Raw genomic sequence first — 18,530 nt, forward strand, 5'->3', positions numbered from 1 at the left:
CACCCGGCGCTCCCAGCGGACGTGCGTATAGCCCAGCGCCCGCAGCAAGTGGCCGGTGATCGGCTGCGCGCTCACGTTCATCGCTAGTCGATCTCCATGGACAGGTCGCCGGCCGGGAACCGGATCGCCTGATCGCCGGCGGGCACGTCCCGCGGCTCCTCCAGGGGGATGATCTCGCTCAGTCGGTTGCCGCCGGTTTCGCTGTCGTAGATCGCGGCGGCATCGACGGTGCCCCAATTCGCTTGGGGTTCGTCGAACTCCACGGCACTTGCGTTCCGTACGCGCCGACCGCCGCCTGGGGCGCTCTCCGGGGAGGCGAAGGTGACCGGCTTGCGCGCGTACCCGCTGGCGCTGACCTCGCTCGTGCCGTTGAACACGGCGACGTAGCGGTTGCCGGTTCGGAAGATATGGTTCAGGGCCATATCGCGGGAGTGATTGGAAAATCCGCTCATCGTGCTGCCTCGTCTGGATTAGGCCCGCTGATGGGGCTCCTGGGTGCGGGGGTCTACGCGCTGGGATGTCGGCACCTTCTCGCCGAGCGCGTGGTAGAACCATTCGTAGTGGGCTTGAGCCTTCGGCTCGATGCCTGGGCGGGTGCCCTTGAGCCAGGCGCGGTAGAGCATCCAGTGGCGCAGCGGCTCGCGGTAGTGGCTGGGCATCTGCTCCAGGGTCGGGTATTCGCCGACCTCGAAGGCGGGGGGCTGCTGGATGTAGACGATCTGGACGCGGGTGCCCGAGCGCACGGCGGGCACGGTGTGGAAGACCCGAGGTTGGCGCTCGTCCCACAGGTAGTGGTCCACCTGGTCGGCCTCGGGGCGGCTGCGCCAGGCCGGGTCGAAGCGGGCCATGGTCGCCCCATCGACGCGCGTAACGGCCTCGCCGGGAAGGCCCTGGTCCACGTTTGCCGTGACCTCGATCAGCCGCACGCCGTCCTCGGGGATGTGGTGCGTGACTCCCCGCTGCAAGGCGACCGACGCCACCCGCTGGAACGCCTCGGGCCGCACCAGGGCAAGCTGGTCCATGGCCGCCCGGAGCATTTCCGAGAAGTGCTCGTCGGTCCACGCCGGATAGTCCGGGTGCTCCTGGAGGTCAAGCTGGACGCTGCGGACCAGGGCGGCGGTATCAAGCATGGCCGCTGCTCTCCTCCATGCGCTTCTGCGCCTGATCCGGGTGCAGCTCGAACAGCGCATCCGAGCGCCCGGTCACCGCCGCGCGGAACTGCTCGTAGTAGATCGCGGCCACTTGCAGGTTCGGCGTGCTCGATTTGGCGTGGGCCCGGGACATGACGTAGTAGAAGATCGGGGTCTGGAACACATCATCCAGGCCAATCGCCTGCTGGGTGCTGGTCACCTCAGCCGGCGAGGCGGCGTAGACGATTTCCAGGTACGAGGCCGGATCCGGTTGCCCAGGGGTGACGTAGAAGGTCTTGGGATCCCGGTCATCGAACATGAAGTGCTTGACCTCGGCGCTCGTCGGCTCGGTATGCCAATCGGGGCGAGTGGCATCGAGGATGTAACGACGCACCGAGCGAACAGCGCGACCGGGGGTATCGCCATTACTGCCCATGTTGCGCACCACGTCGATCAGGGTCATGCCGTCAGACGGCAGCCGCTGCCGAGTGCCCGGGGTCAGTGCCACCACGTCATTGATGGCGTTGGCCGCCGGCTTGAGCATGACGATCTCGCGCTGGGCGTCGGAGAGGTAGGTAAGCAGGTCTTCCGGGGTCCAGCGCACGCCGGTGTCGTCGTGCAGCGTGCGTGCCGCCCGGTTGAGGATCATTTCAGCGGTCACCGTCGGCATCGCCTCAGCCCTCCGTCTCCAGGCGGCGGATCTCCTCGGCGAGCGACTGTGCCGAGCGGCGCTTGTCGAGCTTCACGCCGTGGCGCTGCTCGGCGTACTCGGCGAGCACGTCGCGCGAGAGTTTGCGAAGCGGGTAGAACTCGCCGCGGACCTCGACCATCAGGTCTTCCTCGCCCCCGCCGTCCTCCTCGCCGCTCTCCGGCTCCTGGGCCGGCTTCTGCCCGGCGTCGGTCACGCCGCTGATTAGGGCGTACTGATCCGGGTGGCGCTTGAGCATCCGCTCGGCGATCTCCTCCTCGACCTCCTGCACGTCACCCGGCCCGGACCAGAACACGCCGCTGCCGTAGAGCCGGTCCCGGTGGGTCGGCTCCCGGCCGATGTACTTCACCTTCATGGGGCTATCCTCCGGCGGGGCGGCGCGTGGCCGCCCCGGATTGCGGGGTTACTTGCCTTGCCAGTCGTAGGTGGCGACGACGGTGATCTCCCCGTCCACGCTGGCGCCGAGCGAGGCGATGATGTCGCAGACCTCCTCGACCACCTTGGGGGCGTGGTTCGAGTCGGCACGGATGCGACCGGCACTGGCCAGGGACTTGGAGCCGGTGAAGTAGGTCGCCTCGGTGTCGTTCTCGGTCATGTAGCCGAACGAGGCGCTGGCCCCACTGCCGCAGGCACCGTGGACCACCATCAGATCGAGGAGCCGGGTATGGGCCGGCAGGCGAATGAAGTGGACGGTATCGCCGCTGGAGCCATCGACGTTAAGGGTCGCGGTGGCCGTGGCGGTGTTGCCGTACTCACCGGCATGAATGATGTCGGTGTGAAGCTGCTCGAAGTTGATGCGAGCCATGATTCAGTCCTCCAGGGATTCAGGGAGAAGGGACGGCGCTGGGCCGCCCCCGTGGCCGGCTTAGGCGTTCGGATCCGGCGCGTAGGAGTCCACGGCGATCACGCCGTGGTCAGTCATCAGGCCGGTGTCCTGGCGCTTGAAGCGGACCTTGGCCTTGCCGCCCATGAACGCCATGGAGACCTCCATGCCGTTGTCGTGGTCCACCTTCTCCTCGTGCCAGTTGGCGTGGTAGCCGCTGGTGCCGTGGTTGCCATACGCCTCGGCGAGCGCCTGGGCGCCGAGCAACAGGGCCCGGTCCACCGGCGCGGCCGCCTCGTTCTGGACCACGGTGCCGCTGGAGTTGTGGCTCTTGACCGGCGTGCCCTGGTAGAAGCGAACCGCGCGGTTGTGCTTCTTCACCAGGATCCCGTTCCACATCCCCGTCTCGCCGAGGAACAGCGGGTGGTTCCAGCCTTGGCTGCGGGCGTGGGCGTTGGCGATGAAGGTGCGCCAATCATTGCCCGACGTGCTCTGGAGGAACTGGTACCACTGCCGGCTGGAGATCGTGAGCAGGTAGAGCGGGTTGTCGTCGGCCTGCGGATCCATGTTGCCGCTGGCGTCCTGCAGGCGGATCGGCTGGAGCGGGAACACATCGTCATCGAGGGTCGCCCGGAGCATGTCGATGGTCTCCAGGGTGATGATGTTCGTACTCCCGATCTGGCTCACGTTGTCCGCGCTGCCGGCGCAGAAGTACCGGCCGTAGGACGGCGGCGCCACGTCGTTCACCACGATGTCGGCGAACTCCTCGTGGCTCTCCTTGGGCACGGCCCAATCAATGCCATCGTCGTCGCCGCGGGCACCGGCCAGGTGGACGTGCGCAAGCTGATCCTCCAGCCGTGCGCCGTAACCGGCCAGGTTGGCCTTGGCGATACCGCGAAGCTGGTGCACGGTGCGCTTTTGCGTCATGCGACCGCCGGTGTCCACGCCGGCCCGGTACTGGTCGATGCGCAGGTCCATGGAACTGAACGTCAGGTCCATCATGCGCCCGGCGAGCTTGCGATCCCCCATCGTCGGGCGGCCGGTGATGATGTTGAAAAGATCCACCGAAACCTGGTCACCGGCGCTGGTACTCAGGTCACGGATCTGCACGATGGGGTAATCCGGGCTGGTTTGACCCTTGAGCTTGGACTCCGCCCCAGCCTGCTTGGGCGCGGGGCCGGTCAGCCGGCGGCGGAACGACGGCCGGCGCTGGGTCTCAGCGAAGGCCGCAACGGAGTAGAGCTTCTTCGCCAGCGGAGAGCCGACGGGGATGTTGGTACGAGCCATGATCTTCGTCCTCGACTACTAGAGCCGGGATAGGAACTCCTCGCGCTGGGCATCGGTCATCCGGTCGAGCTTCTCGGCAAGCTGGGTTGCCGACATGCGCTCGACTTCCTCGGACTCACTCACCCCCGCGGCAGCGCCGCCCGGCAGGTCAGATAGAGAGTTGGGAGTGTTGTCGCTCGCGCGTTCCGCCTCTTGCAGCCGGCGGGCGGCAGCGGCGGTCACGTCCTCGGTGTTGGGCTGCGATGCAGTGGAGACGCCGAGCATCTTGACCACCTCGCGGAAGCGATCCTCCAGCGAGTAGTCCTGATACTCGGGGTTGGCGCGAAGCTGCTCATCGAGGGCCACAGCGGCGGCGTAGCGCGGGTCGCCGCTTTGCTCCCATTCGATGAGGACCGGCTTGCCGTTGGCATCGGTGACCGCGGCCTTGGCCTGATCGACCTCGGCCTGGATCCGCTGCTGCTCGGTCTGCTGCACGCGCTCCTCGGCCTGCTGGTGGCGACGCTCGATCTCCTCGCGGAGCTGCTGGTTCTGCCGGTAAAGCACCTCCAGCGGCTTCGCCAGTTCGTCGCCGTAGTCGCGCCGGAACGCCTCCAGGTCCAGTTCCTCGGTGCCGCCCTTCTCTCCACTATCGGGGGAGCCGCCGTCTTGCTGGGGGGCAGCCTGGGCACCCTGTGACGGGGCCTGGCCCTGGCGCAGTTGCTCCAGCTCTTGCCGGAGCCGTTCAGCCTCGCGCTGGTACTCGGTGGCTTGCTTGCGCGCGCCTTCGAGCACCGAATACGGGATCTCGTGCCGGCCATCCCGCGTCTTGACTACCCGCTCGGGCTCATCGTCCGCGCCGGTGTTCTCGCCCTGGCCCTCCTGCTTCTGGGCCTTCGGGTCGTCTTCGCCCTGCTTGGACTGCTGCCCGCTATCCGCCACCGCGCCCGTTTGGTCCGCGGCCGGTTCGCCGGCATCGCCCTCGCCCTTGGCACCCGTGCCGGCTGGTTGGCCCGCATCGTCGCCTTGCTCGTCGAATTCGCCTTCGAGTTCAGCGAGGATCCGGTCGATCTCCTGCTCATCGTTCGGGATACCGTCGGGGTTGCTCAGGTAGTCGTCGGTCTGTCCACTCATCGCGTCGTCTCTCCTATCGCCTGGAGTTGCGTGGTCGGGGACTGTCGTGCCCCTAGAACGAAAAAGCCCGGCTCAGAGGCCGGGCGATTCGGTGTGCCGCGTCTACTGCGGCGAGGGTTATGGTGGGCCGTGTCGTGACCCGTCCGATGTCTGTAGCGCTGCCGCCTGCTCCTGCTCCTCCCGGCGCAAGCGGGCCCCGCGCTCGAACAGGTCGGCGTGCTGGGCGGCCTCGGCGCGCATGTCCTCGTGACTGCCGCGCTCGATCTCGCTGATGGTCTTGGCGGTCTGCGCGGCCTGGTGTTCGGTATCGACGCCGGCAGTCTTCTGCGCCATGGCGATGGCGCGCTGGGCGTCGGCCATGGCCTTCTCGGCGCGGGCCTCCAGGTCGCGGACACGGGCCTCGCGTTCGCGTAGCTCCAGCTCGGCGGCCTGCTGCTGCATCTCGGCCTGGCGCTGCTCGGCCTCGGCCTGCTGCTGCGCTTGAAGGGCCTCCTCCTCGGTCTGCGGCTGCTTGCTGCCGCCGCCCATGCCGGTGACCGCGCGGATGCGCTCGACGAACTCCTTGCGGTTGGGCAGGTCGGATGCCTCGATGATGATGTCCATGACCGCCGCCTGTAGCTCCGGCGGCAACGCCTGCGTCAGTTCCATCATCCGGGCGAGCAAGTGCTGTCGGTACGTCGTGCTGCTGGGGGTCTCGTCGAGTGCGACCTGGGTGCGCAGCTTGAGGATGTCATTGGTTCGGTACTCGTAGCCGAGCTCATCGTGCTCCGGGTGATTCAGGAGGACATCCTTGACCTCGCCGGTGACCGACTCGACGCGCACCGGCACGTCGGTCTTCTCGCCCAGGTCTTCGACGAGCATCGACATGAGCAACTCGGCGGCCAGACGCCGGCCGTCCTGGTAGTTCTCAATGATCTTGCCGAGCACCTGCTGGCCCTGCTCGACCAGGCTCTTGATCGCCTCGCCCGACTGCCCGGATCCGGCGCCGCGACCCATCATCTCGTGGAATAGGCCCGAAGCGTCCTGGATGTTCTGCTTCGCCTCCTGCATCACCTCGAACTGCTGCGGGTTGAGCCGCGCGTCGGTGTCCACGTTGAACCCATTGGCGTTCTGCCGGCTCGGGTTCGTGATGATGTAGGCGTCAGAGCGCGCGACCTCCTGCGCCGCCTGGGCATGGTCGTCCACCGCATCCCGGTCGGCGATCACCCGGCGGGTGGAGAGGTTGTAGAGCATCTTGCTGCGCCGGGCGTTGACCTCCTCCTGCGGGGATTTCATCGCGCGGATCAGCCCGTAGGGGGCGCCGCTGCGATCCTCCCGGTAGCCGAAGAACGGCACATAGGGGAAGTGACCGTGGGTGTACGGCGAGGGGCGGTCGGCGAGTTGGTGCGGGCCGAGGTAGTAGGCCACGCGCAGCCGGAAGGAGCGGGCCTTGCGTGGCGTTACGAGACCCGCGGCAACGGCGTTCAGGTGCCGTCGATCCTGCCGGTTGAGTTCGACCACCCGGCCATCGGGCAGGTCGAGCACCCACATATCGGTGTGGACGCGGTACCACACTTCGTAGAGCGCAAGCCGGTGGCGCTCGGTGTCCAGCCACTCCTCCTCTTGGAGCGATGTCGTCTGCTCGATCTCCCAGGAACGGCCAAGTGAGACATCGACACCGTTCGGGTCATCCCACGCCGGGCGCTGGGCGACCGACTGGCGGATCAGCCGCTTGTGCCGCGGGAAGTGTCCCTCCAGGTCGTCGGCGTCGTACCAGCGTTTGCGCACCAGGTACCGGGCGTCCCGGAGCATCGGATCGCGGGAGCGGTAGTCGAACCAGATTTCGTCGCGGTGGACGGCCTGCACGCGGTACGGGTACTTGAAGGGGTCCGACTCGCGGCTGACCTCCAGCCAGCCGATGCCGACCTTCACTTGCGATTCGTGGGCCTCCGAGCACCCGGTGTTGAAGCGTGCGAGGCGCACGGCCTCCTGGAGTTTGACGTTCAGGGCCTCGGCCACCTCGGTGGCCTGGTCGTCCTCGCCGCGCACGATGGGGTCGGTGCGGGTGCGCGCCTCCAGGCCGAGCACGGTGTCGATGGTCGGGCGAATCAGGTTCACGACGATGGGCGCGATGCCCAGACCGCGCATCCGCTGCATGGTTTCGGTGTCGAGCTGATTGCCGTCGTAGAAGTCGGCCTCGCGCGCGGCCTCGGCACGCCATGCGGGCTCATAGCGCAGGTCGGTGAGGATCTGCTCGATGCGCTCGCGGGGCAGTGGCTTGGTCATACGGGTCAGACTCTCCAGTCAGGTGCCGGGCGGGCGACGGTGGTGCCGGCGGATGCGGACGGCGGCTCGGCGTGGCGGAGCATCATCATCGCGTAGCGGGTGGCGTCGATGAGGTCGTCGCGCTCCTTGACGATCTTCCCGTCCTTGCGGTGGTAGAGGCGGAACTCCTCGAACCAGTCGGTGAGGTGCGAGAACACCTTGAACCGGCCGGTTTGCATCCTATCGAGCATTTCGGCCAGGCCGGCCTCCACACTCGTGCGCGAGAGCCGGGTGTCGTCTCGGGTTTCTGGGAACGCGGCGTGGGTGGGGAGCATGTTGAGCCCCTGCTCCCGGTACTGCTCGGCAAGCTGCACGCCGGAGCCCTTCTCGGTCTGGTACCCGTCGTGCGGCCAGGCCCACGGCAAGCGCGCCCCCCAGGGCTTGAGCGCCGCGGCGTGGATCACGGGCGTCGCCTGGCTTTTTCGGTAGCCGTTGGTGACGTAGATCGTGTCCGAATCGCGGTCCCATACGATCTTCGCGGCCGCGGTCGGGTGGTCCCAGCCGAAGTCGAGGCCACCGATCACCGGCCAGATGGCAGGCACCGTGAACGGCTCGACGCTGATCTCCTCCTCGGCGATGGGGAAGATCCGCCCGGAGCCGAGGGTCGGGATGCCGTGGGCGCGAGCCTCGCGCTCGTGTGCCGGGAACGAGGCGATGATCCGCTGGCGCTCCTCGGCGTCGATGTGCTCGGCGTCATGGATGGTCATGTTCGTGTCGTGGCGCTGATCGGAGCCTTCCATCAGATACCTCGACACGACCGACGACATGCCCATCAGCGGGGTGAACGAGAGCGCGACGATCCCTCCCGTGGCGATGGTCCGCGCCAGGCCCTCGTCGTAAATGTCCTCGGGCGGTTCTTCGTCATACCAGACGAAATCGACCGGCGGGCCCTGCCACTTGCGCCGGCCCTGGGCGTAATAGCGAAACCGAAGGAAGGAGTAGCCGCCGCTTGCGTGCTTCACACGGATGTAGTCGTAGAGGTGGCTGACGCCGGCGGCCATGCCGTAATCGCTGGTCAGACACCGCTTGGGGACCAGTCCCGTGCCCTCCTCGCCCGGATGCCCAAGAAGTACGCGCTGGCCGTTATCGCGCGTCGTCTCGCCGGTCTCACCACTCGCCCACACCACTACGGGGCGATCCCAGCGCCGGCCGGGCCACCAATCGGGGTACTCGCCGGTGAGGTGATAGGCGACCTCGGCGCCGGTCGCAAACGTCTTGCCCTGCTGGTTGCCGGCCCGCAGCAACCGCTCCCGGAAGCTCGCCCCGGCGGCGTGGAACTCGCGCTGCTTGGCGTAGGGTCGGTAGTCGGCCAAGCGCTCCTGGGCAAGCTCCTCGTCAATCTGCGCGAGGATCGCGCGCCGCTCCAGGGGCGACAGGCCCTCAATGAAGCTCGGGTCGAGAACCTGCTGCATCGCTGCCCTTGTTCACTGACGTCTGCTCGGCCCGCTGCTCGGCGGCCTTCACCTGCTCACGCAGGGCCTTGAGCGTGTCGCGGTCCAGGGTGCCGAACATGCCCCGCTGCTCGTTGTCGGCCTTGTACCCACCGACGTGCTTCATCAGCTTGTCGAGGGCCTGGTTCTTGTCGATCAGTCGGTACTCGAGCACCTGCGCCTCGCTGCCCGGGATGGCGCGCACCTTCACGCGGGAGAGCGCGGCAGCGGTCTGGTCGTCCAACTCCTGGACCGGCTTCGGCGAACCGTCCTCGCGGAACAGCTTGCGCGGGTCAGCCATCGCCACTCGGGCCAGCTCCTCGATCACCCGCTCGGCGGTGATCTCCAGCTTCTGAGCCCGTTGGCTTTGGCCTTTGTCGATTTCCGCACGCACCCAAGGTTTTCCAAGCAGTTCCGGGCCTATCCGCGATGCGGTCTTCTCGCTATAACCGGCGCGTACCGCAGCTTTCGAGGCATTGGCGTCAATCAGGTATTCCTTCACGAACCGACGCTGCCGGTCGGTAAGCCCGGAGGTTTTGCCCATGGTTTCGATCCTGCTTCTATGGAGCCGCACAAGAACCGCACCGGCGATTAGTGGCCGCGTTGCTCCAAAACCTGCTCTGCCGCCTCTTGCGTGTGCTTATATACAGCACCCGAGATTTGCGCACGGTGGTACTCCGTAAGCCCCCACATGACGATGCCGATTAGGAAAGTGGCGCCTCCGCCGACCACGGTGACCACCTTCCAACCACCGGTCCCGTAGCCCTTACGGAACGCTAGATCGTCTCGCAGCGCGTCGAGTTTCCCGCCCAGCGTCTCGCCCATCCGGTCTACCTTGGACTCGATACGATCCTGGCCTCTCTCCAGTGTCGCCACCCGGCCCTCAACCTGACCCAACTCGCGGTGCAGGTTGACGTACAGTTCCGTGTTGGTCTGATCCGGCTGACTCATCGGTCTTCAATCAGGCCCACGATCCGTGGTAGCCAGTACCCGGCGTGCTCCTCTCGCCAAGCCGTATGCCCGATAGTGTCGGCCTCGCGCTCGGTGTCGATGCCGCTCACGCGCTGGTCTTCGGTTTGTGGGCCGTAGCGCCCCATCGCGCCCCAATGGTGGCGCCAGGCCCAACTGACCGGATTGACCCAGGCCCAGAGCCGCGCCATCTGCACTGCGAAATCGCGCCGGTTGTAAAGGACCGTGATGCTCCGGGCGCCGGGGCCGAACTCGGCGTACTTGGTGAGCGCTGGCTGGATCAGCAACATGCGGTCGCACTTCATCCCCGCCTCCAGGGCCTCCCAGCAGACCAAGGCGCCATTGGAGAATGCGACGACGTGATCCTCGGGGCCGATCTCGGTAGCCAGGTCGTGCCCAGCTCGACGAGAGCGCCGGCGCGTCGTCAGCGGGCCCACCCAGCCGTAGTCGTGGATCACGGCCTCGCAACCAGCAGCGATCAGTTCGGCGGTCAAGGCGTCCCAACCCGAAGCGTTCTTGTTGAACGCCCCGTGGACGAGGTGGACCACGGATCCGCGCTTACTCATCGCAGTTCACCCTGACGCTGTGCGGGGCCGCGGCGGCGTTAGCGCGCTGGCGAAGCGCCTGGCGGTCTTGCTCGCTGGTCGCCTGGCAGTAGTCATGCACCGCCTTGCCGACGCGCTCGGCGGCCCGGTCACCCCGCTCGGTGATGGCCGCGCAGCCAGCCATCACGGACACCATCAAGCCGATGACGGCGGCCATGACGAGAAGCAGCCGCCCGTGCCCGAGCCCCTGGTATCGTTCGATCATTCCTCCCACCCCGCCTGGATCAGTCGGTCCACGTATTCCTGGTTGACGTAGCGCCCATCGGTCGTGCGCGGGCTGCCGGCGTTGTAGGCCGCGGCAACGCCCGTCCAGCCGTGCTGATCCCCGAAGCGCCGGTACAGGCGCACCAGGTACTCGCACCCGTGTTCGAGGTTGGTCTCCGGATCACAGAGCGCGGAGAGGAAAGGCCCCCTGAACCCGATCTCGCGCGCGGTGGCGCCCATGATCTGCATAAGCCCCCAGGACGTGCGCTGCCCATACGACTCGGTGGGGCGCGAGACGCCGGGGGGCGCGTAGAATGGCCCGCCGCGGTGGGGCCCGTTGTGGCGCACATCCCACAGCCAACGGTAGTTGGCCTCCATGCGCATAGCGTAGGGGTTGCCGGCGCTCTCGACCTCGATGATCGCGCGCAGCAGGCGCACAGGGATCCCGTACCGCTCCGAGAACCGGGCGGTAAGCTGGTCGATGTCGTGCATGTGGGGGGCACCGGGGGGCAGGAATAAAAAAACCCGGCGATCCGCGAGGAAGCCGGGCTTGCTTACACCAATGGCATGGTAGTTATCGAGACATAGTATTGTCAGACCTGCTGCGCGTCAATATCAGGCAGCCGACTATCGAGCACCGCAGCCACCCTTTTGAGTCCTACCGCCTCCCAATCGTCGATCTGGTCGTGCGCCGCCTGCACCACCCGCCGGTAGTTCGGCCAAGACTGTCGCGGGAACCCCACCTTGCGCGCGTAGTCCGCGGGGCGCAGGCGCGGGTTGCCGAGTCCGGTCCACCGCTTATCCCCCATCGCCGCGAGCATCAGCGACTCCAGGCGATCCGCTGCCACCTTGAGCCCGGGAATCCGCTCCCGCACGGCGAGGGTCAGCAGGTCGTGCAACCGGAACACGCCCTCATCGGACACCCATTCCGCGGCCGGCTCAGCGTAGGCGATGTAGAGCCACAGGCGGGAGGGCTCAGGGCAGTCATCCACGGCCGCGAGCACCCGGCCACAGTCGATCCCATGGGCAACGGCCCCCGCCGTGCTGGTCGCAGGCGAGAAGTCGATCCGGCAGCGGTAGCGCATCTGATCGGATTCTGGCGTCTGCCACCCGTGGAGCGTTGCGATGGTGATGGCCAGCTTGGCGCTGTAGGTCCGTATCACGCCTCTCCCTCCCCCTCTACGGGCACAATCTGAACGCGGGTCCACCCCTTCTTCCTCGGTGCGAACGTCGGCTCGGCGGTGAGTCTCACGATGCACTGCGGGTCGTCGTCTTCGATGATCCCCAGGCCGTGCGGGTTGCGCTTTGTGGGGCGAACGAGGCAGTCGAGCAGCGGCTTGAGCCCGCCGTAGAGCCCGTCCCAATCCGGCAGCCGCTCGCTGTAGCGCTGGATGTGAACCTGGCAGCGTGCGACAGGCTGCGCCGGCGGCGTCACGGCTGCGCGCACCATCCAGGCCACGGCTTCGGTGTGCCGGCGCCGGTCGCGCCAGTGCATCCGCTGCCAGCGGTTGAGCAGGATCGTCGGCTCCGGCAACTCGAAGTCGATCATCCGTCGCCCTCCGCGGCCCGGAACCCGCGGCAACGCCGCCCCCGGGCCGGACGCCTGAGCCCCTTCTTGCACTCGGTCACCAGCTCGCCCCATGCGCTGCCGAGGTCTCGGGCGTAGAGGCAGATTTCGCACTGGCGCTCGCGGATCTGCATGGCATGAACGGCCTGCTCGACGGAATCCAGCGCGTCTAGAGGTACATGACGCCGGCTCATCAGAATCCCTCCTCATCGACGCGCGGCGGGGCGACCCCCTCGACGCGCAGCAGCCCCATTTGCAGCCAGATCGCCCGGGTCCGGGCCGCGGCCAGGATCCAGGCGCCGAAGATCGCACCCGGGCCCAGGTGATCCGGGCACGGCACCCGGCCGTCGAGCACGTCATGGCAGGCCGAGCAGCAGAACGCGCCTTCGAGGTCCGAGCCTTTGGTCGCCATGCCCCCGTTGCCCAGGGGCGGGTGGGCAAGCACCACGGTCTCGGGACCCCAAGAGCACACGCCGGGCAGCCGAAGCTGGCATTGCTGACCTCGGGCGGAGTCGCGGAGCCTCTTCGAGCGCACCGGCGGCGTTTTCTGGAGCATCACGCAAGTTCCCTCCCCGCCCAATCCGGCTCGGTCAGCCCCATGCCCAACCCCGTGAAGTGCTGGTAAACGTCATCGAGGTACTGACGCTTCTCAGGCACCGTCATCAAGCGGGTCACCGGAAAGTCGATGGGCACCTGCATCAGCAGCAGCTTCATTTCGTACTCAAGCGGGCGCACCACCCGGTCGTATTGCTCGCGGAAGTCTTCGTGAGCGGCCCTGAGAATCGGCACGCCGAAGTGCAGCTTGCAGAACGCCCGGTACTCCTCGGCGCTTTGATCCCCCTGCTCCTCGGCCTCGTTCATCCACAGCCGCTGCAGGCGGTTTTGGTTCAGTGAGCGTGGCGCCCCTTTGCTCAGACTGGCTGTGAAGGGCGGCTTGCGGCTCTGGATCAGGGCCATGAGCCGCCGGCGGTCGTTCTCGTCCCGGACTGCGATCTGCGTCATCGGACATCCCCCGTCAGCCGGGTCCGGGTGCGGTACCGGATCCAGTCGCGCACCGTGAAGTAGTGGTAGCCCAGGCGCTGGGCGATCTCGACGGTGCTAAGGCCCTGCTCGTGTAGAACCCTGGCCCGCTCAACGATCTCGTCAGTTGCCCGAGCCCGAGGGTGTCGCTCACCGTGAGACATCGGCATAGGGCTCACACCTTGTTCCAGGGGCGCATCGAGGCAGCCCACTCGGGGTTCGGGAACACGCCCATGAAGCGATACCCGCGGTCGTCGATGGTCACCAGCGCCGGCGGCTTGCACAGCGGCCAGCGCACTTGGCGGACCAGCCAACGCCCAGCCCTATGCGCCTCATCGCTCAACGACTCGCCGCCGAGCTGGTACCCGGCGTCGATCCAGGGCTTGCGGTTGGTGATCAGGAATGCCCCGGCGGCGTGCCGGCGCATCCACCGCTTCATCGCGCGCCGGCCCCCGAGCTTGTGGCTGCGCGAGGAGTGGATCGCCACCTGGTACCCCTCACCGAGCGCGTCGAGGATGAACTCAAACGCCCCGGGCACCGGACCATCCGGGATCACGCGACCCCCCTGCCAGCCGCTTTCATAGCTATGGATGACGCCATCGAAGTCCAGGCAGATGATCGGCTGCATGTCAGTCATCCCCCGTGCCCATCAGCCATACCAGCGCATCCATCACCCCGCGCACCGTGACCACGAATGCCACGACCACGGCCGGAATCATTGCCACCCACATAGCTGCTGTACTCATGCGACCTCCTTGTTCGCTCGCGCGAGGATCTTTCCGGCGCTCACCACCCAGCGAGCGCCGTACCCAAAATCCCGTTGTTCGCCGATCTCGCGGACACGCTCGCTACTGATCGGCGGGTAGACGGTGCAGACATCCGGCCAGGCGATCTGGACCAGGACGTAGTGAACTCCAGGGCGCAGATGCTCGGCGTTGAGCTTGAGCATCGGGTCGGCCCCGGTGTAGGTCGTCGCCTTGACCTCCAACTGCCGCCCGTCGCGGGCGGTCAGGTCGGCGGCGTGCCCATCGCCCTGCGGGCGGACGGTCTGATCGACGCGGGCCCCGTAGACCCGGGCCGCGGCCAGTTCGGAGAGCACGCCGGCAAGATGCATCCCATAGGGACTGACCTTGGCCGCCTGGAATCCGACCGGGCCGGCCTTGGTCGCCAGGCGTTGCGCGGCCAGCGTCGAGGCGAACGCCACCTCGGCCGGGGTCAGGCGCACCGCGGTTGGCGCGATCACCGCGCACCGCGTGCGGCAGACTCCGCCGCCAGGGCGACGTAGCCCACGTCATCGAGATAATCGTCTTCGCGGTACTCGCCCTGGGCGCCGCGGACCTTCTTGAGCACCGACATGAACTCCCAGCCCTCGGTCTCGGCCATGTACCCCCGGGCAAGGATCCGCGCCCCGTAGATCGTCCAGAACGCATCGACGGCGGCGGCCATCGACCGCTCCCCGTTCTCCTGGTCCCGGCTCTTGCCGCGCTGATTCATCACCTCACCAGCCCGGGCCAGGTAGTCTGAGGCGGTATTCGTCATCGCCCCTTCCTCCCCTGCCAGCCCTCGCGTACCGAGCGCTCCAACGCCGCTGCGGCCGGCTCGCCGTAGATCGAACGGAACCGCTCCAGTGCCTTCCGACGCTGCTCCCGTGTTGGTGCGTGGAGAATCTGCGCCGCCTGCTCGCGCAACGGGGCCGCGCACGGCCCGATGACCTGCTCCCGGTACGTCGCCACCCGGGCCGCCCCGCCGGCGGTACCCCCGACCTCTCGCACCTCGACCCGGGTGCCGACCTCGTGCCCGTCCTGCTCGGCGTAGGTCATCCGCCCATCGAATGCCGCTTGGAGTTCGGCCAGAACCGGATCCTCGATCAGTGCCGAGAGAGCCTTGCGGTTGTGTTGCCGGATGTCCTCGATCACAACGCCACCTCCCGCAGCAAGCGCATCCACTTGGCCAGGAACCAGTCACCGCCCTGGCTCGACGGCCTCGGGAAGACCTGGTGGGGCTGGAACTCGCAGAGCAGCCAGACCCGCGGGGCGCGCAGCCGGATATGGGGCGCATCCGGGGCCTGGCAGATATGGAAGAACGGCCGGTGCGCGTAGCCGCGCTTGCGCCCGCCGTCCACCGCCTCCTGCCAATCGCCGAGCTGATAGCGATGGCTGCGGCAGAAGTAGAGCGGCGCGTAGCCGTCCCCCATCCGCCGCATCAGCTTGTAGCCAAGCTGGATCACTCCGCCTCAACCTCCCGACGCGCATGCAGCACGTCGTTCCAATCAGTGCCCGGCACGGGCGGGAAATGGACCTCGACATCGAAGCCCGTGAGAACCAGACGGTGCGCCAGGCCATAAGCCGCGGCGTGACCGGCGTAGTTGTGGTCGTGGTCGGCGTAGATCCGCACCGACCGCGTGCCGGCCGGCGGGGTCCAGGACTTCATCAGGGCGGTGTTGATGAGCGCCCACACCGGGACGCCGTGGAGCATCTTCGCGGCAATGGCCGACTCGATCCCCTCGGCAACACCGAGCACCGGCCCAGGTGGGTAAAGCGGGATCGACGCCCCGGCGAGCGAGCCGGACTTGCTCGGCAGGATCTTCCGCGGCTCCATGCCCGAGAGCTTCTGCCCGCCTTGCAAGTAGGTGACGTGGTAGGTCTCGAAGGCTCCGTCGCGTAGCACGGGCGCGCACATCGCCGGGTAGTGGCCGATCACTCGCTGATGCTCGTCGTAGTAAGCCAGGGAGCGGTGCCACCGCAGCCCAGGGGCCATTTCCAGCCCCCGGCTCTCCAGGTACCGACTGCGCCCGCTGTGCTCCACCTCCCGCTGCAACCGCTCGGCGCGGGTTGGCTTGCGCCGGGCCGGGATCGGCCCGGCGCCGATCACCTGTTCGATACGCTCCGCCGCGGCCTTGAAGTCGAGCCCCAGGCGACACATCACCAACTGCACCCCGTCTCGATCCCCGTTCGAGCAGTGGCAGAAGAAGCTGCCCGAGCCGTGATGATCGGAGAAGCGGTACTTCGGCTTATCGTCCGGGCGGCAGGGGCAGCGTTGGTGCTTGCGGCTCTCGATCCACTGCGGGCCCAGGATCTCGCTGATGATTCGCTCCCACTGCCCGCGGCAACGCTGGCGAAGGTCGCTCATACCGTCACCCCCGCCTGCTTGGCCTTGGCCTTGCCTTTGGCGAATGCGATCTGCCGGCTCTTGACCCAGGAGAGCATCGCCGGGCCCGGCTCACGCGGGGCGACGTTGCGCAGGCTCGGGTGGTTCGGCCAGGTGCCGAACTTTTCCTTGAACTTGTTGGCCGCCCAGCCGTCCTTGTAGCCGCGTTGGCGCGCCACGCCGCGCAACTCGGCGTAGAAGCGGGCTTGCTCGACCAGGCGATCCCCCTGGGCTTGCTGCTTTGTGCGCCCCTGCTCGTCGGTCTCGAGCAGATCACCCTCGACGAACGCGACCTCGCGGCGCTTGCGCGGCGGCTCCCACCCGCACGCAGGACAGTCTCGGCGGTGCTCGTAGACCAGCGAGCACTCGCCGCAGGTGATCGGCTCACTCTCCTTCTTGCGCCGGCTCACGACCCGATCCTGGACCCGCTCGGCGCCCGAGAGCGTCCACTCCACAGGGTCCGATACCCGCCCCAGGGTTCGGCGCACGCCGCCGTGGTCGATCACGATGGCGTCCTCTTTGCCCGGCGCGGGGCGCAGCACCCGGCCTACGGTCTGGTGGTAGCGCACGAGGCTTTTGGTCGGACGGGCGAGGACGACGCAGGAGAGCGCCGGGGCGTCGAAGCCGAAGGTGAGCACGTCCACGTTGACGACCACCTGGCTGGCGCCGCTGTAGACCCGCTCTGTGACCGCATCGCGCTCGGCGCCCTGCATCCCGCCGTGGATGTAATCGGCCCGGACGCCGACATCACGGAAGCGGTCACGCAGGCTCAGGGCATGGGCCACCGAGTTGGCGAAGACGACCGTCTGCCGATCCGGGGCGATCCGTCCCCACTGCTCCACCACGTCACCGACCATCTTGGGCGTGTTCCACCGCTGCTCGATGCCGGCTGACTCGAAATCGCCGCGGGCCTGCTTGAGCCCGGACAGATCAGCCGGGGTCGGCTCGAAGTAACGCGCCGGCACCAGGTAACCGTCTTCGGTGAGTTCCTGCACCGTGGCCGCTTGGATGATCTGCTCGTAGAGCATCCCCAGCCCCCGGCCGTCACCGCGCGCCGGGGTGGCGGTCAACCCGAGGATGATGGCGTTCGAGTAGTGCTCGCGGAGAATCCGCAGGTAGGTCGGAGCGACGGACAGGTGCGCCTCATCGACGATCACCAGATCCGCGCCTGGAGCCCGGCCGATGCGCCCCTTGTCGAGCCAGGAGCGCAGCGTGTCCCAGGAGCAAATCTGCGCCGGCTCTTGCGGGCACCGCCTCTGACCGGCCATGACGATGCCGTGAGGCACCTGAGCCCGGCCGAACGTGGCGCTGGCCTGTCGGATCAGCTCGCGGCGCGGAGCGAAGAACGCCACACGGCGGCCCTTGGCAACAGCCCCCGCGGCAATGGCCGATGAGATCATCGTCTTGCCGGAACCCGTGGGGCTGCTCAGGATCAGCGCACGAGAGCCGGCACTGATGGCCCGGCGCAAGCGGTCGATGGCCTGGGCCTGGAAGGGACGGAGGCTACTCACCATGGCACGTCCTCCTCCGAGGCGAAGCCCCCGCGCGCATCCTCTCCCCTATCTACTACCTCTATATCCCCCTTCCTATTGCCGGGGGAGTTCTTTTCTGTGTCTGAGTCTGTATCTGCCTCTGTATCTGGCCCGTTTCGGGAACGTTTCTGTAACGTTTCACCCGTTTCACTCGAAGCCTTCGCCCGCTTGTTTGCCCGGTGCGCCTGGACCCGGGCGGTGCTGTTGTCGCTCTTGTACTGGCGCTTGTGCCAGCCAAGGGGCTGCCAGTTCTGGTCAATCAGCCCGACCTCACGCAGCCGGCGGTTCAACTCGCCCAACTCTCGGACCTGGAGCCCGAGCTTGACGGCCAGCTTGCGCTCCAGGAGTTCCGCGTCGGTGTTCTGGTCGAGGATTCCCTTGCCCTTGCAAGCCAGTAACGCGACGTAGTGCCAGCGATCCTCGAACGCGAGTAAGCGCAGCTTCTCGTCGTCCACGATCTCGGTGTAGAGGCGGAACCAGGGCAGGGATTGGTTGCTGTTCTTGTTCTTGGCCATCAGCGTTGCTCCCCGCTGCTGACGGCGGTTTTTACCGGGTTCGACTTCGCTGTCTGCACTAGGTGCTTGCCGATGCTGTCCGTGAGTGTCATGCTCAAATCCTCAACTTAAGGGTTGATCCAGAACCCCGGCTCATGGCCCGTCACAGCCGCCGGGGTTCTTTTTTTGCCCTACTCAT

General features: G+C 67.2%; 28 protein-coding genes. All 28 read right to left on the reverse strand.

From position 1 onward, the window contains the following. Nucleotides 1–83: 83 nt before the first annotated feature. The 28 genes from LRG07_RS05125 to LRG07_RS05260 all read right to left on the reverse strand — a co-directional run bounded on the left by LRG07_RS05125 (nucleotide 84) and on the right by LRG07_RS05260 (nucleotide 18,352). Entirely contained in the window at nucleotides 84–452 is a 369-nt protein-coding gene (locus tag LRG07_RS05125) for a hypothetical protein (RefSeq protein WP_238641924.1), read from the reverse strand. 18 nt (nucleotides 453–470) lie between these two features. Continuing rightward, nucleotides 471–1,130, reverse strand: coding sequence for a DUF6682 family protein (locus LRG07_RS05130; RefSeq protein ID WP_238641925.1), 660 nt, complete (start codon nucleotides 1,128–1,130; stop codon nucleotides 471–473). Beyond that, entirely contained in the window at nucleotides 1,123–1,800 is a 678-nt protein-coding gene (locus LRG07_RS05135; RefSeq protein WP_238641926.1) for a DUF6682 family protein, read from the reverse strand. Before LRG07_RS05135 ends, LRG07_RS05130 begins: the two co-directional genes overlap by 8 nt. A 4-nt stretch (nucleotides 1,801–1,804) precedes the next feature. Then, nucleotides 1,805–2,194, reverse strand: coding sequence for a hypothetical protein (locus LRG07_RS05140; RefSeq protein ID WP_238636797.1), 390 nt, complete (start codon nucleotides 2,192–2,194; stop codon nucleotides 1,805–1,807). Between the two features lie 48 nt (nucleotides 2,195–2,242). Then, entirely contained in the window at nucleotides 2,243–2,644 is a 402-nt protein-coding gene (locus tag LRG07_RS05145; RefSeq protein ID WP_238636798.1) for a hypothetical protein, read from the reverse strand. A gap of 60 nt (nucleotides 2,645–2,704) precedes the next feature. After that, nucleotides 2,705–3,949 (reverse strand): N4-gp56 family major capsid protein, encoded by a 1,245-nt coding sequence (locus LRG07_RS05150; RefSeq protein ID WP_238636799.1) that lies wholly within the window; start codon nucleotides 3,947–3,949, stop codon nucleotides 2,705–2,707. 18 nt (nucleotides 3,950–3,967) lie between these two features. Continuing rightward, on the reverse strand, nucleotides 3,968–5,059 hold the full coding sequence (locus LRG07_RS05155) for a hypothetical protein (RefSeq protein WP_238641927.1): 1,092 nt from the start codon (nucleotides 5,057–5,059) through the stop codon (nucleotides 3,968–3,970). A 117-nt stretch (nucleotides 5,060–5,176) separates the two neighbouring features. Beyond that, on the reverse strand, nucleotides 5,177–7,324 hold the full coding sequence (locus tag LRG07_RS05160) for a hypothetical protein (protein WP_238641928.1): 2,148 nt from the start codon (nucleotides 7,322–7,324) through the stop codon (nucleotides 5,177–5,179). A gap of 5 nt (nucleotides 7,325–7,329) precedes the next feature. Continuing rightward, nucleotides 7,330–8,775: a terminase large subunit domain-containing protein gene (locus LRG07_RS05165; RefSeq protein WP_238641929.1), complete on the reverse strand. Its 1,446-nt coding sequence runs from the start codon at nucleotides 8,773–8,775 to the stop codon at nucleotides 7,330–7,332. Then, nucleotides 8,744–9,337 (reverse strand): terminase small subunit, encoded by a 594-nt coding sequence (locus LRG07_RS05170; protein WP_238641930.1) that lies wholly within the window; start codon nucleotides 9,335–9,337, stop codon nucleotides 8,744–8,746. Before LRG07_RS05170 ends, LRG07_RS05165 begins: the two co-directional genes overlap by 32 nt. 47 nt (nucleotides 9,338–9,384) lie before the next feature. After that, nucleotides 9,385–9,744: a hypothetical protein gene (locus tag LRG07_RS05175; RefSeq protein WP_238636804.1), complete on the reverse strand. Its 360-nt coding sequence runs from the start codon at nucleotides 9,742–9,744 to the stop codon at nucleotides 9,385–9,387. Next, nucleotides 9,741–10,328, reverse strand: coding sequence for a hypothetical protein (locus LRG07_RS05180; protein ID WP_238641931.1), 588 nt, complete (start codon nucleotides 10,326–10,328; stop codon nucleotides 9,741–9,743). The genes LRG07_RS05175 and LRG07_RS05180 overlap by 4 nt, the downstream gene beginning before the upstream one ends. Next, entirely contained in the window at nucleotides 10,321–10,572 is a 252-nt protein-coding gene (locus LRG07_RS05185; protein WP_238636806.1) for a hypothetical protein, read from the reverse strand. Before LRG07_RS05185 ends, LRG07_RS05180 begins: the two co-directional genes overlap by 8 nt. Continuing rightward, nucleotides 10,569–11,063, reverse strand: a complete 495-nt coding sequence (locus tag LRG07_RS05190) for a transglycosylase SLT domain-containing protein (RefSeq protein WP_238636807.1) — start codon at nucleotides 11,061–11,063, stop codon at nucleotides 10,569–10,571. Before LRG07_RS05190 ends, LRG07_RS05185 begins: the two co-directional genes overlap by 4 nt. A 101-nt stretch (nucleotides 11,064–11,164) precedes the next feature. Next, nucleotides 11,165–11,734, reverse strand: a complete 570-nt coding sequence (locus LRG07_RS05195) for a hypothetical protein (RefSeq protein WP_201169691.1) — start codon at nucleotides 11,732–11,734, stop codon at nucleotides 11,165–11,167. Further along, nucleotides 11,731–12,120: a hypothetical protein gene (locus tag LRG07_RS05200; RefSeq protein WP_201169692.1), complete on the reverse strand. Its 390-nt coding sequence runs from the start codon at nucleotides 12,118–12,120 to the stop codon at nucleotides 11,731–11,733. Before LRG07_RS05200 ends, LRG07_RS05195 begins: the two co-directional genes overlap by 4 nt. Beyond that, nucleotides 12,117–12,332 carry a hypothetical protein gene (locus tag LRG07_RS05205; protein ID WP_238641932.1) on the reverse strand — a complete coding sequence of 72 codons (216 nt, stop codon included), beginning with the start codon at nucleotides 12,330–12,332 and terminating at the stop codon, nucleotides 12,117–12,119. Before LRG07_RS05205 ends, LRG07_RS05200 begins: the two co-directional genes overlap by 4 nt. Further along, nucleotides 12,332–12,694 carry a nuclease domain-containing protein gene (locus LRG07_RS05210; RefSeq protein ID WP_238641933.1) on the reverse strand — a complete coding sequence of 121 codons (363 nt, stop codon included), beginning with the start codon at nucleotides 12,692–12,694 and terminating at the stop codon, nucleotides 12,332–12,334. Before LRG07_RS05210 ends, LRG07_RS05205 begins: the two co-directional genes overlap by 1 nt. Further along, nucleotides 12,694–13,140 carry a hypothetical protein gene (locus LRG07_RS05215; RefSeq protein ID WP_238634736.1) on the reverse strand — a complete coding sequence of 149 codons (447 nt, stop codon included), beginning with the start codon at nucleotides 13,138–13,140 and terminating at the stop codon, nucleotides 12,694–12,696. Before LRG07_RS05215 ends, LRG07_RS05210 begins: the two co-directional genes overlap by 1 nt. Next, complete coding sequence (locus LRG07_RS05220) at nucleotides 13,137–13,328, reverse strand: hypothetical protein (RefSeq protein ID WP_238634735.1); 192 nt, start codon at nucleotides 13,326–13,328, stop codon at nucleotides 13,137–13,139. The genes LRG07_RS05215 and LRG07_RS05220 overlap by 4 nt, the downstream gene beginning before the upstream one ends. A gap of 5 nt (nucleotides 13,329–13,333) precedes the next feature. Further along, nucleotides 13,334–13,786, reverse strand: coding sequence for a hypothetical protein (locus LRG07_RS05225; RefSeq protein WP_238641934.1), 453 nt, complete (start codon nucleotides 13,784–13,786; stop codon nucleotides 13,334–13,336). A 114-nt stretch (nucleotides 13,787–13,900) separates the two neighbouring features. Then, nucleotides 13,901–14,401: a hypothetical protein gene (locus LRG07_RS05230; RefSeq protein WP_201169703.1), complete on the reverse strand. Its 501-nt coding sequence runs from the start codon at nucleotides 14,399–14,401 to the stop codon at nucleotides 13,901–13,903. Continuing rightward, nucleotides 14,398–14,697, reverse strand: a complete 300-nt coding sequence (locus LRG07_RS05235) for a hypothetical protein (RefSeq protein ID WP_238634733.1) — start codon at nucleotides 14,695–14,697, stop codon at nucleotides 14,398–14,400. The genes LRG07_RS05230 and LRG07_RS05235 overlap by 4 nt, the downstream gene beginning before the upstream one ends. Continuing rightward, nucleotides 14,694–15,074 (reverse strand): hypothetical protein, encoded by a 381-nt coding sequence (locus LRG07_RS05240; protein ID WP_201169709.1) that lies wholly within the window; start codon nucleotides 15,072–15,074, stop codon nucleotides 14,694–14,696. The genes LRG07_RS05235 and LRG07_RS05240 overlap by 4 nt, the downstream gene beginning before the upstream one ends. Further along, on the reverse strand, nucleotides 15,071–15,385 hold the full coding sequence (locus LRG07_RS05245; RefSeq protein WP_238634731.1) for a hypothetical protein: 315 nt from the start codon (nucleotides 15,383–15,385) through the stop codon (nucleotides 15,071–15,073). The genes LRG07_RS05240 and LRG07_RS05245 overlap by 4 nt, the downstream gene beginning before the upstream one ends. Then, nucleotides 15,382–16,287, reverse strand: a complete 906-nt coding sequence (locus LRG07_RS05250; RefSeq protein WP_201169711.1) for a toprim domain-containing protein — start codon at nucleotides 16,285–16,287, stop codon at nucleotides 15,382–15,384. The genes LRG07_RS05245 and LRG07_RS05250 overlap by 4 nt, the downstream gene beginning before the upstream one ends. After that, nucleotides 16,284–17,819, reverse strand: a complete 1,536-nt coding sequence (locus LRG07_RS05255) for a DEAD/DEAH box helicase (protein ID WP_238641935.1) — start codon at nucleotides 17,817–17,819, stop codon at nucleotides 16,284–16,286. Before LRG07_RS05255 ends, LRG07_RS05250 begins: the two co-directional genes overlap by 4 nt. Continuing rightward, nucleotides 17,813–18,352, reverse strand: coding sequence for a hypothetical protein (locus LRG07_RS05260; RefSeq protein ID WP_238636810.1), 540 nt, complete (start codon nucleotides 18,350–18,352; stop codon nucleotides 17,813–17,815). The genes LRG07_RS05255 and LRG07_RS05260 overlap by 7 nt, the downstream gene beginning before the upstream one ends. Nucleotides 18,353–18,530: the final 178 nt, after the last annotated feature.

It is taken from the genome of Halorhodospira sp. 9622, assembly GCF_022228025.1.
Classification (GTDB): Bacteria; Pseudomonadota; Gammaproteobacteria; order Nitrococcales; family Halorhodospiraceae; genus Halorhodospira; species Halorhodospira halophila_A.